The organism is Mesorhizobium sp. M0663 (genome assembly GCF_040320585.1).
Taxonomy (GTDB): Bacteria; Pseudomonadota; Alphaproteobacteria; order Rhizobiales; family Rhizobiaceae; genus Mesorhizobium.
In genome coordinates this window covers 24765-36336 of the sequence record NZ_JAMYPX010000009.1, presented here as the reverse complement: position 1 = coordinate 36336, position 11572 = coordinate 24765, and the positions used below count along the sequence as shown (strand labels likewise).

Here is an 11572-nt window from a genome sequence, read left to right as displayed (position 1 = left end):
TGACACCGGACGGGGCAGAAGCAATATGAGGATTTCCATGGCTGATCCCGTTCGCAATTATCAGACGCGCGCCGTGCCCGGCGCCGGCGTCGATGCTGCCATCGACCAGGGCCTGCGGGCCTACATGATTAAGGTCTACAATCTGATGGGGCTTGGCCTCCTCATCACCGGCCTTGCCGCGGTCGGCACAATCATGCTGGCCACCACCAGCGATCCCGCCTCGGCCGTCGCGACGTTGCCAAGCGGCGAGATGCTGACCTCGTTCGGCTACGCGATCTTTGGTTCGCCGCTGAAATGGCTGGTGATCTTTGCCCCGCTGGCAGCGGTGATGTTCCTGTCGTTCCGCGTCCAGTCGATGAGCGTTTCGGCCGCGCAGACGACGTTCTGGGTCTACGCCGGCCTCGTCGGCCTGTCGCTGTCGTCGATCTTCCTGGTCTACACCACCGCCAGTATCTCGCAGACCTTCTTCGCCACCGCCGCCGCCTTTGGCGGGCTGTCGCTCTACGGCTACACGACCAAGCGCGATCTCTCGGCGTTCGGGTCGTTCCTGGTCATGGGCCTGGTCGGCCTGATCATCGCGATGGTGATCAACATCTTCCTGCAGTCGTCGGCGCTTTCCTTCGCCGTTTCGGCGATCGGCGTGCTGATCTTCGCGGGCCTCACCGCCTACGACACGCAGAACATCAAGGAGATGTACTTCGAGGGCGACGAGACTGATGTCGCCGGCCGCAAGGCGATTATGGGCGCATTGAGGCTCTATCTCGACTTCATCAACCTATTTATGTTTCTGCTGCAGTTCATGGGCGACCGTCGCTAAATACGGTTTTCCTGGACCAGCGAGTTTGGAAAGGGCGGCCCAATGGCCGCTCTTTTCTTTTGTGCCGGCTTTTGCTGTGATATAGGGCAGATGAACGACGTGCCTAAATTATGAGCAGCATCACCTTGCGGGCCGCGACGTCGGCCGATCTCGACCGGATCACGGAAATCTATGCCGACGCGGTGACGAATGGCACGGCGAGCTATGAACTCGAACCGCCAAGCCGTACCGAGATGGGCGCGCGCTTCGACAGCCTGATGGCGGGCGGCTTTCCCTATCTCGTTGCGGAAAAGGCCGGCGCCGTGCTCGGCTATGCCTATGCCGGGGCGTTCCGGCCGCGCCCGGCGTACCGCTTCGTCGTTGAGGATTCCGTCTATGTCGCGCCCGAGGCCAAAGGGCAAGGCGTCGGGCTGCTCCTGATGCAAGGGCTGATCGAGGCGGCCAAGGCGGCGGGTTTTCGCCAGATCATCGCGGTGATCGGCGACGGCCGGCCCGACAGCGCCTCGGTACGGCTGCACGAGAAGCTCGGCTTTCGTCATTCCGGCCGCCTGGAAGGCTCAGGCTACAAGCACGGACGCTGGCTGGACACGGTGTTCATGCAGCTGCCGATCAATGGCGGGGCGTCCATCCCGCCTGATCCGCAATCGCTGCCCGAGCGGAAGTTCCGCCAGCAAAAATAAAGGGTTACGCCTCGACCAGCTTCAGTGTTCGGTCGAACACGCCAAGCACCCGGCCGAGTTCCTGGCCGCGCTTGAGGATGCGCCCGCCGGCGGCGATGACGGCGAACGCGCCTTGCCGTCGCGCCAGCTTCGGATCCTTGACGATCTGGAAAAGCGGCACTTCGCTGGTGCGGCGGAAGACGGAAAAAACGGCGCGGTCGGCGAGATGGTCGATGGCATAGTCGCGCCACTCGTTGGCGGCAACCATACGGCCGTAGAGCCTGAGGATCTGGTCCAGTTCGCGCCGGTCGAACCGCACCGGCTGGTCGAGGCGTTCGCGTCTTGCCTCATGCAGCGGGATCAATATTGCGGATGCGTCCCCATCCTCCGTCCCGCTGCTGCGATCAGTCATGCCTGGATCCTCGCAATGAATCGTACGCCGACCAAAGTTGGCGCTTTCGTTGCCGAATTGCAAGGCCCGGCCGGGCAAGGCCAGCACCGCGCGGTTTCTCCAGCGTCCAGTCACGTTTGCGAAACGCCTGTTGGAATTGGTGATGCTTCGCCACAATCCTGCCTTTTTTTATCCGTGCTCATGCCCCAATGTCCGACGAATTTACCGGTGTTGCCTGAGACGGTTCGGTCCGGCACCGGCTCGTAAACCCCAAGCCCCCCGCCCACGGGTCTGCGTCGGATCGAACCAACCTCGGTTTTTCCTTGGAAAGATCGGGTGCGACGATCCCAAAACCTAAATGACCGGCGTCAGAAGCAAGCTGACGCCGGTTTTTTATTGGCCGGAGCCGTGGCGGTGCGATCCGTCCGGATTGGCTGCCATCAGAAGGTTGAGCGCGGTCCTCCCTTCTCCCCTTGTGGGAGAAGGTGTCGCCGAAGGGGACGGATGAGGGGTGTTCCAGCTTGGCAATTTCCTTGAAATCGCCGCCGCCTCAATTCTTCCAGCACCCCTCAACCGTCTCGGCGCTGCGCGCCGATCCACCTTCTCCCACAAGGGGAGAAGGAGAGGTCCCCGCTTAAGGCTTGCGGATAAAGGCTGCGCCCAGGATCGGCCCGGGCATGCCGTCCTTGCCGACCGACTGCAGCAGCACGGCGCAGCCGCCCTTCTTGGCGATCTCGCTCATCGGCAGTTCGTAGCGCTGCGCCTTGCCGTGCCACATGCCGGCGGTCTGGATGCTGGAGACGGCGTTCCAGTAGGTCATGCTGCGGCCGCTGTTTTCACCCTTGCCGATTTTTATCGTCTGTGGCGGGTTGAAATAGACGATGACGACATGCGCGTCGGTGGGGCCGGTCACGGCGTCGCCGGCATCGATCATGACGCGATCGCTGGTCCGGCTGACCTTGATGCCGACGCGCATGCCTTCGCCGACCCTCTCCATGCGGGCCAGCGCGCCGTCGACTTCCTTGCGGCTGGCGCCGTTGACATGGCTGCGGCCGTTTATGACGGCTTGCGGGGTGTAGACGGAACGACTGCCGAAGGCGCGCATATACTCGTATTGCCGCTCGGTATTTTCCTTGCGGCTCAGCGTGTCCTGCCAGCCGAGGTAATCCCAATAATCGACATGATAGGCGAGCGCGACGATGTCCTCCTTGGCGGCAAGCTCGGCGAAGAATTCGTCGGCCGGCGGACAGGAGTTGCATCCTTGGCTGGTGAAGAGCTCGACGACGCCTAATGGCTTGTCGGTTGGCTCGGCAAGGGCCCTGCCGGCAAACGCCGAGAGGGCCAGCGCAAGGGCCGCAAGCCGCAATGGTCTTCGAGATGGCATGGCCGTTCCGATCCCGCCGGTGACGCCGGCTTTGTTCTGGTTGTCGAAATATGTGGCAGAAGCGGCAGTCAACGGGAAGTCACGTTGCGGTGAAATTTTGCCGTTGCAACCGCTGGCAAGGGCGCAATAGGTGGACTTGCACTTCACGATGGAAGCGATTCGGGCGGCAATCAGCATGTGGCAATCTCTCCTGGCGCCGGTCGACCTTTATTGCGAACGGACGGGGCCGGAATTCTGGGCCGAACCGCTCAATGCGCTGAGCAATCTGGCTTTTTTTGCCGCCGGGCTATGGGGTGTCTGGCAGGTGCGAAAGCGCGGCACCGGCACCTTCGCCGAAGTGCTGGCCTGGTGGGTGGTGGCGATCGGCGTCGGCTCGTCGCTGTTCCACACCTTTGCCACAAGGGCAATGATCCTGGCCGACGTGCTGCCCATTGCAGGGTTCACGCTGGCCTACACGCTGTTCAACCTGCGACGTTTTCTCGGCATGAAATGGGGCAAGGCGATCGCCATTTTCGTCGCCTTTTACGCCGTTGCCGGGCTGGTGACCTTTGCCGTGCCGGACTGGCTGCGCCAGGCGTCGAACGGGACGACCGGCTATCTGCCGCCGTTTCTGGCGCTCGCCTTCTTCGGCGCCTGGGTGGCGGCCAGCGGCAATCGCGCCGGCTGGTACAATCTGGCGGGTTCGGCGATCTTCGTCGTGTCGGTCATCTGCAGGATGATCGATCCGCTGGTCTGCGGCGGCTTTCCGCTCGGCACGCATTTCTTGTGGCACATATTCAACGGGCTGATGCTCGGCGTGCTGCTGGCGGCGACAGCGCGGTTTGGCAAGCCGGGAATTGGGGGAATAGGGCAGTAGGGGAATAGGGCAGTAGGGGAATAAGTCGCTTCTCCTTGCTTCACCCTACTGCCCTATTTCCTTATTGCCCTACTCCCTTAAGCGGCCAGATCGCGCAGCACGTATTGCAGGATGCCGCCATTCTTGAAGTAGTCGAGCTCGTCCAGCGTATCGATGCGGCAGATGATCGGAACCTCTTTGACGCTGCCGTCGCCGTAGGTGATCCTGGCGATCATCTTCTGCCGCGGCTTGATGTTGCTCAGTCCGTCGATCTCGACCAGTTCGTCGCCCTTGAGGTTGAGCGAGGCCCATGAGGTGCCTTCCTCGAAGACGAAGGGGATCACGCCCATGCCGACCAAATTGGAGCGGTGGATGCGCTCGAAGGACTGGGCGATGACCGCGCGGACGCCCAGCAAATTGGTGCCCTTGGCCGCCCAGTCACGCGACGAGCCGTTGCCATATTCGACGCCGGCGAAAATGACCAGCGGCACGCCTTCCTTCTTGTAGCGCATCGCGGCGTCGTAGATCGATTCCTCTTCTTTCGAGGGGTAATGGATGGTGTAGCCGCCCTCGCGGCCGTTCTCGCCCAGCATATGGTTGCGGATGCGGATATTGGCGAAGGTGCCGCGCATCATTACCTCATGATTGCCGCGGCGTGTGCCGTACTGGTTGAAATCGGCGACGCCGACGCCGTGGTCGGTGAGATACTTGCCGGCCGGCGAGGCCGCCTTGATCGAACCGGCCGGCGAAATGTGGTCGGTGGTGATCTTGTCGCCGAACAGGCCGAGCACACGCGCGCCCTTGATATCGCCGATCTTGCCGAAGCCTGACTTCATGCCGGCGAAATAGGGTGGGTTCTGCACATAGGTCGAATTGTCGTCCCAGGCATAGGTCTGGCCTTCCGGCGCCTTGACATTCTGCCAGTACTCGTCGCCCTTGAAGACGTCGGCATACTTGCGGGCGAACAATTCGCGCGTGACGTTCTTCTCGATGAATTCCTGGATCTCGACCGAACTTGGCCAGATGTCTTTGAGATAGACCGGACTGCCGTTGCGATCGTCGCCGAGCGGCTCGGTGGTCAGATCTTTGGTCACGGTCCCGGCCAGCGCGTGGGCGACGACCAGCGGCGGCGAGGCGAGATAGTTCGCCTGCACGTCGGGCGAGACGCGGCCTTCGAAATTGCGGTTGCCGGACAAGACTGCCGCAGCAATCAAGCCCTTATCGTTGATGGTCTTGGAGATCGGCGCCGGCAACGGGCCGGAATTGCCGATGCAGGTGGTGCAGCCGAAGCCGACCAGGTTGAAGCCGATCTGGTCGAGCTCCTTCTGCAGGCCGGATTTCTCGAGATATTCGGCGACGACCTGGCTGCCCGGCGCCAATGAGGTCTTGACCCACGGCTTCTGCTTGAGGCCGAGCCGGTTGGCGTTGCGCGCCAACAGCCCGGCGCCGATCAGCACGCTCGGGTTCGAGGTGTTGGTGCAGGAGGTGATGGCGGCGATGACCACATCGCCATGGCCAAGATCGTAGTCCGTGCTCTCGACGGCATAGCGCTTGTCGATTTCGGCGGCCTTCCTGTATTCGGTCTCCATGGCCTTGGCGAAGCCGGCCGGAATGTCTTCAAGTGCGACCCGGCCTTCAGGCCGCTTCGGGCCGGCCATCGACGGGACGACACTGCCGAGATCGAGCTCCAGCAGGTCGGTGAAGACCGGATCGGCAGAGCCGGCATCGCGCCACAAGCCTTGCGCCTTCGAATAAGCCTCGACCAGGGCGATGCGGCTTTCGTCGCGACCGGACATTGTGAGATAGCGGATGGTTTCGCTGTCGACCGGGAAGAAGCCGCAGGTGGCGCCATATTCTGGCGCCATGTTGCCGATGGTGGCGCGATCGGCCAGCGTCATGTTGGACAGGCCCGGCCCGAAGAATTCGACGAACTTGCCGACGACGCCCTTCTTGCGCAGCATCTGCGTGACGGTGAGCACCAGGTCGGTGGCGGTCACGCCTTCCCTCAACCTGCCGGTGAGGTGAAAGCCGATGACTTCCGGCAGCAGCATGGAGACCGGCTGGCCGAGCATCGCGGCCTCCGCCTCGATACCGCCGACGCCCCAGCCGAGCACGCCAAGGCCGTTGATCATCGTGGTGTGCGAATCGGTGCCGACGCAGGTGTCGGGATAAGCGGTGGTCTCGCCATCTTCGCTGTTGGTCCACACGACCTGGCCGAGATACTCAAGATTGACCTGATGGCAGATGCCGGTGCCGGGCGGCACGACGCGGAAATTGCGGAACGCCTGCTGGCCCCATTTCAGGAATTTGTAGCGTTCCTCGTTGCGCTCATATTCAAGCTCGACATTGCGGGCGAAAGCCAGTGGCGTGCCGAATTCGTCGACGATGACCGAGTGGTCGATGACTAGATCGACCGGCACCAGCGGATTGATCTTTTGCGGGTCGCCGCCGAGCGAGGCCATGGCGTCGCGCATGGCGGCAAGGTCGACCACGGCTGGAACGCCGGTGAAATCCTGCATCAGCACGCGAGCCGGGCGATAGGCGATCTCGACGCCGGCGGTGCCCCGGTCAGTCAGCCAGCCGGCGACCGCCTGGATGCTCTCCTTGGTGACGGAACGGCCGTCCTCGTTGCGCAGCAGATTCTCCAGCAGCACCTTCATCGAATAGGGCAATTGGGCGATGCCGGTGAGGCCGTTCTTTTCGGCCTCGACAAGGTCATAGTAGATGTACTCGGCGCCGCCGGCGGTCAGCGTGCGGCGGCAATTGAAGCTGTCGAGTGATTTGGACACGTGCGATCCCTAACTGTCGGTTGCCGGAAGGGAACGGACGCCAGTGGGCATGCAAATCACGCGCAAAGGTGCGGGTACGGCCATTTCCGCTATCCGTTCCCAAGCGTCCGGGCCGTTCAAGGCGGCACGCGCGCTGGTTCGGCGCAAATTCGGTTCCCGTGCCGACCGCTGGCACGGATGATGCGGATATAGAGAATTTTCTGGAATAGTTCTAGACACGGATTCGCCATTTTTGCTGCGGCGCACCGAAGCCGCACCTGAACTTTCGGCGAAGGGGAACGGATGCGGCTGATCGCCGAAAATCTTGGCGGCGAACGCGGCGGCGAGACGGTATTTTCCGGCATCGAATTCGCGCTGGGGGATGGCCAGGCGCTGGTCGTCACCGGGCCGAACGGCGCCGGCAAATCGACGCTGCTCAGGATCGTCGCCGGACTGTTGCCGGTGGCGGCAGGCCGTGTGCGGTTCGAAGGTGGTGGCGAGGACTTTCCGTCGGCCGCCTCGGCCTGTCACTATCTCGGCCACCTCAACGCGATGAAGACGGCCCTGAGCGTTGCGGAAAACCTGTGCTTCTGGCGCGATTTTTCGGGCGCCGGTTCCGCGGGTGTTGAAGAGGCGCTGGAAACCGTCGGGCTGGGCGGTATCGGCCATCTGCCGTTCGGCTACCTCTCGACCGGGCAACGCCGCCGCGCGGCGATTGCAAAACTGCTGGTCAGCCACCGGCCATTGTGGCTGCTCGATGAGCCGACGGCAGGACTGGACAAGGCTTCGGAGGCGAGATTCGGCGAATTGATGGGGAAGCACCTCGAGAGTGGGGGGATCGTGGTTGCGGCGACGCATTTGCCGCTTGGGATCGAGGGAAAGGAATTGAGGATGACCGGCTGATGTTGGCGTTCCTTCACGCCCCCCTCTGTCCTGCCGGACATCTCCCCCTCAAAGGGGGAGATTGGCAGCTTCGTTGCTGCGCCCATCTTTCAACGATCGGGATTGGCGAAGGCAGTCATGACAGCCAATCTCCCCCCTTGAGGGGGAGATGTCCGGCAGGACAGAGGGGGGTGCCCAGGCGAAAGCATCTCACATCATGCTAGCCATCTTCCTACGCGACATCCGCCTGAGTATCCGCGCCGGCGGCGGGGCGCTTACCGGCGTGATTTTCTTTCTCGCCGTTATCGCGACCATCCCCTTCGGCGTCGGTCCCGAGCTGAAGCTGCTGGCCCGCATCGGCCCGGCGATCCTGTGGATCGCCGCCTTGCTGGCCTGCCTGCTCGGCCTCGACCGGCTGTTCCAGGCCGACCGCGAGGACGGCTCGCTCGATCTTCTGGTGCTTGGCAACGACCGGCACATGCTGGCCTTGACCGTTCTGACGAAATGCCTGGCGCATTGGGCGGGAAGCGTGCTGCCGCTGGTCATCGCCGCTCCCTTGCTCGGCCTGTTCATGAACATGGAGCCGGCCGGCATCGGCGCCACGGCGTTGACGCTTCTGGTAGGCACGCCGGCGATCACCTTCATCGGTGCTGCCGGTGCAGCGGTGGCAGTGGCGTTGCCGCGTGGCGGGCTGCTCATCTCGGTGCTCGTGCTGCCGCTGACCATTCCCGTGCTGATCTTCGGCGTATCGGCAAGCTATGGCGCGGTGGCGGACCCCGATCCATTCCTGCAGCCCTTCCTCATTCTTGCCGCGCTGACCTTGTTTCTTGCCGTGCTCGGCCCTGTGGCGGCGGCGCTGGCGCTGCGGCACGGAACGGATTGATGTGGCCGCTGCGCATAGAGAACCCGATCTTTCTCCAGACAATCTACGGCAACTATCCGGACCTGTCTTCCGTCGAGGTCACCAAGGCCGAAATCAATCGTGACGGGCCTAGCATGTACCTTTCCTTCATCTCGACCGTCCTCCCCTACCGGCCCCCCGCCAAATGGGCGGCGTTCAATGCCGTGTCTTTCGGGCTTGAGTTCATCGCGGTCGAATCGATTAGCCTTCGCAAGTTCCGGAGCCACGGCTGGAGTGCAATCAGGATGTGGGATGACGCCGGTAGAATCCTGCTTACCTGCGAAGGGGCTGTCAGGCTGTCTCTGACGTGCCAATACATGCGTATCAAAAACATATCAGGTGTTTTGCGTTCGCAGTGACCTTCGGCTTGCGATAACCGCAAATCTGCCGCAGACCCGTTCATTGCGACAAACAGCCGGTGAGGCTATGAATTCCGCCGTGAGAAGCCTTGGATCGGGAAAATGAGCGTTCACGCCCTTTATGTCACGGCCGCGTATGCGATCACGGCCGTGGTGCTGGCCGGGCTGATCGGCTGGATTCTGCTCGACCAGCGCGGCCGCAAGCGAGAGCTTGCCGAGCTGGAGGCATCCGGCGTGCGCCGGCGCTCCGATAAGGCAGTAAAATCATGAGCACGGAAACCCAAACACCGGCGCGCCGCCGCCTGATCGTGCTGCTGCCGCTGCTGGTCTTTCTCGGGCTGGCGGGATTGTTCCTGGCGCAGCTTTTGTCCGGGCGCGACGTGTCGGAAGTGCCGTCAGCGCTGATCGGCCTGCCGGCGCCGCAGACCAACCTGCCGGCGCTCGAAGGCACCAATTTGCCGGGCCTCGATTCAAAACAGTTCGCCGGCAAGGTGACGCTGGTCAACGTCTTCGCGTCCTGGTGCGCGCCGTGCCGCGAAGAGCATCCGGTGCTGCTGGCGCTGTCGCAGGACAGACGCTTCGTCATGGCGGCGCTGAACTACAAGGACCAGCCGGAAAACGCCCGTCGGTTCCTTGGCGATCTCGGCAACCCATTCCAGGCGATCGGCGTCGACCAGGCCGGACGCACGGCGATCGACTGGGGTGTCTACGGCGTGCCGGAGACCTTCGTCATCGGCAAGGATGGCAAGATCGCCTATAAGCATGTAGGGCCGCTGACGCCGGACTCGGCGCGGACGCTGCTGTTACCCGAAATCGAGAAGGCGCTGGCCATGCCGGGCTGATGGCCCGCCGTTTCGTCATGCTAGGGTCTTTGCTCCGCTTTGCGTCGCTACGCCCAAGGATGACGAACGTGGTAGGTCGACCGAAGACTCAGCCGTAGATCTGCTTGTGGACCTGGTAGAGCATTTCGCTGCGGTCGGCGCGCATGTCGGCGAGGTCACGGCTGCTGAAGCTGTCGATTTCGGCGACGAGGCGGTTATAATGCCGGCGCTTGGCGATGCTGGCGCGAGCGCGGCTCATGAGGCTGTCGATGATCATAGCGAGTTTCCTTTTGTGCCGCGTTTCGCGGCCAGTTGTTCCTCCCTTGATCGATACGGAGCATGACATAGTTATGGTGCATTGCAAAAATAAGATGTTGCAATGCACCATTGCGCTGGGCGCATAGCCGGTTAACGGGATGTGACCTGCCGTCCGGGCCAGCATTCGCTTCCATAATGCTTCTGACGCATCATCGATCTTGCCATATCGATCGTGGGCTGGCTTGATCGCGCCTTGCCAAGCGACTGCTACCGGGAGGAACCATGGCCAGCGAATTCTACGAAGTTCTCGATCCGCGCTTTTCGCGGCTATTCAACGGCAATGCACAGGTCGACAGGCTGTTTACCGGCTGCCGATGGGCGGAAGGACCGGCCTGGTTCGCGGCCGGGCGCTATGTGGTCTGGTCCGACATCCCGAACAATCGCATGCTGCGTTACGACGAGACCGACGGCAGCGTCAGCGTGTTCCGTCAGCCGTCCGGCAATTCCAACGGCAACACGGTCGACCGGCAAGGCCGGCTGGTTACTTGCGAGCATTCCGGCCGCCGCGTCAGCCGCACCGAGCATGACGGGTCGGTAGTCACCATCGCCGACAAATGGCGCGGCAAGCGGCTGAACTCGCCCAATGACGCGGTGGTCAAGTCCGACGGCTCGATCTGGTTCACCGACCCAAGCTACGGCATCGATACCGATTACGAGGGCGACAAGGCCGAAAGCGAGATCGGCGCCTGCCATGTCTACCGAGTCGATCCCGGCACCGGCGAGACTGAGGCCGTGATCACCGACATGGTCAGGCCCAACGGGCTCGCCTTCTCGGTTGACGAGAGCAAGCTCTATGTCGCCGACACCGGCCGCACGCATGGTGCGCAAAACCCGGCGCACATCCGGGTGTTCAATGTCGACCAGGGCGGCAAGACGGTCTCAGGCGAAAAGGTCTTTGCCGACTGCACCGCTGGCCTGTTCGACGGTTTCAGGCTGGATGCGGACGGCCGCATCTGGACCAGCGCCGCCGACGGCATCCACTGCTACGATCCGGACGGGACGCTGATCGGCAAGGTCAAGGTACCGGAAGTCGTCGCCAATTGCGTGTTCGGAGGCAACAAGCTGAACTGCCTCTATATCGCCGGCACGACCTCGCTCTACATGGTCCGGCTCATGGTCAACGGCGCCAAAACCTACTGAGCGGCCGCCAAGCATATGCAAGGGAGGGAACCATGCCATTCGTGAATATCCGCCTGGTCAGGAGGTGATTGCCGATGACCCGGCCGGCAAAAAGGCCGCGATCGCCGCCCAGGTGACGGCGGCCATCACCGGCGTCACCGGCCTGACCAACAACGACGTCTGGATAGTCTTCGAGGAGGTCGCTGCACGCGACTGGTTCGTCGGCGAGACCGACGTCGAGACGCGGAGGGGCAAGGGATAGTTCCCGGCACAGATTGGCCGCAGCTCCTAGCGTCGTCATCCCAGGGCGGAGCAGGA

General features: G+C 62.6%; 14 protein-coding genes. 10 read left to right on the top strand and 4 right to left on the bottom strand.

Features of this window, described 5'->3' with window-relative positions; genetic code table 11:
* Nucleotides 1–37 precede the first annotated feature (37 nt).
* Nucleotides 38–817 (top strand): Bax inhibitor-1/YccA family protein, encoded by a 780-nt coding sequence (locus NKI54_RS17745; protein WP_254817871.1) that lies wholly within the window; start codon nt 38–40, stop codon nt 815–817.
* A 110-nt stretch (nt 818–927) separates the two neighbouring features.
* Nucleotides 928–1497 (top strand): GNAT family N-acetyltransferase, encoded by a 570-nt coding sequence (locus NKI54_RS17740; protein ID WP_352577256.1) that lies wholly within the window; start codon nt 928–930, stop codon nt 1495–1497.
* Between the two features lie 4 nt (nt 1498–1501).
* Here the strand turns inward: NKI54_RS17740 and NKI54_RS17735 are convergent, their stop codons facing one another.
* Both NKI54_RS17735 and NKI54_RS17730 read right to left on the bottom strand, forming a co-directional pair.
* Nucleotides 1502–1888 carry a DUF2794 domain-containing protein gene (locus tag NKI54_RS17735; protein ID WP_031212724.1) on the bottom strand — a complete coding sequence of 129 codons (387 nt, stop codon included), beginning with the start codon at nt 1886–1888 and terminating at the stop codon, nt 1502–1504.
* Nucleotides 1889–2501: 613 nt separating this feature from the next.
* Nucleotides 2502–3251, bottom strand: coding sequence for a DUF1223 domain-containing protein (locus tag NKI54_RS17730; RefSeq protein ID WP_352470828.1), 750 nt, complete (start codon nt 3249–3251; stop codon nt 2502–2504).
* Between the two features lie 175 nt (nt 3252–3426).
* On the opposite strand from NKI54_RS17730, the gene NKI54_RS17725 reads away from it, so the two are divergent.
* Nucleotides 3427–4107, top strand: coding sequence for a ceramidase domain-containing protein (locus tag NKI54_RS17725; RefSeq protein ID WP_023679817.1), 681 nt, complete (start codon nt 3427–3429; stop codon nt 4105–4107).
* Between the two features lie 77 nt (nt 4108–4184).
* Here the strand turns inward: NKI54_RS17725 and acnA are convergent, their stop codons facing one another.
* On the bottom strand, nt 4185–6875 hold the full coding sequence (acnA, locus tag NKI54_RS17720) for an aconitate hydratase AcnA (protein WP_023679816.1): 2691 nt from the start codon (nt 6873–6875) through the stop codon (nt 4185–4187).
* A 282-nt stretch (nt 6876–7157) separates the two neighbouring features.
* On the opposite strand from acnA, the gene ccmA reads away from it, so the two are divergent.
* From ccmA to NKI54_RS17695, 5 genes are all read left to right on the top strand, one after another.
* Nucleotides 7158–7757, top strand: a complete 600-nt coding sequence (gene ccmA / locus NKI54_RS17715; RefSeq protein ID WP_352623542.1) for a heme ABC exporter ATP-binding protein CcmA — start codon at nt 7158–7160, stop codon at nt 7755–7757.
* A gap of 196 nt (nt 7758–7953) precedes the next feature.
* Nucleotides 7954–8619, top strand: coding sequence for a heme exporter protein CcmB (gene ccmB, locus NKI54_RS17710; RefSeq protein ID WP_352623547.1), 666 nt, complete (start codon nt 7954–7956; stop codon nt 8617–8619).
* On the top strand, nt 8619–8996 hold the full coding sequence (locus NKI54_RS17705) for an Imm50 family immunity protein (protein WP_352593773.1): 378 nt from the start codon (nt 8619–8621) through the stop codon (nt 8994–8996). Before ccmB ends, NKI54_RS17705 begins: the two co-directional genes overlap by 1 nt.
* Nucleotides 8997–9098: 102 nt before the next feature.
* Entirely contained in the window at nt 9099–9266 is a 168-nt protein-coding gene (gene ccmD, locus NKI54_RS17700; protein ID WP_352450189.1) for a heme exporter protein CcmD, read from the top strand.
* Nucleotides 9263–9838 carry a DsbE family thiol:disulfide interchange protein gene (locus NKI54_RS17695; protein WP_352450188.1) on the top strand — a complete coding sequence of 192 codons (576 nt, stop codon included), beginning with the start codon at nt 9263–9265 and terminating at the stop codon, nt 9836–9838. The genes ccmD and NKI54_RS17695 overlap by 4 nt, the downstream gene beginning before the upstream one ends.
* 88 nt (nt 9839–9926) lie before the next feature.
* On the opposite strand, the gene NKI54_RS17690 is transcribed toward NKI54_RS17695, so the two are convergent.
* The gene (locus NKI54_RS17690) at nt 9927–10094 is read right to left on the bottom strand and encodes a hypothetical protein (RefSeq protein ID WP_023721879.1); all 168 of its coding nucleotides are present in this window, start codon (nt 10092–10094) and stop codon (nt 9927–9929) included.
* 263 nt (nt 10095–10357) lie between these two features.
* On the opposite strand from NKI54_RS17690, the gene NKI54_RS17685 reads away from it, so the two are divergent.
* Entirely contained in the window at nt 10358–11275 is a 918-nt protein-coding gene (locus tag NKI54_RS17685; protein ID WP_352623541.1) for an SMP-30/gluconolactonase/LRE family protein, read from the top strand.
* A 64-nt stretch (nt 11276–11339) separates the two neighbouring features.
* Nucleotides 11340–11516 carry a tautomerase family protein gene (locus tag NKI54_RS17680; protein ID WP_352692088.1) on the top strand — a complete coding sequence of 59 codons (177 nt, stop codon included), beginning with the start codon at nt 11340–11342 and terminating at the stop codon, nt 11514–11516.
* Nucleotides 11517–11572: the final 56 nt, after the last annotated feature.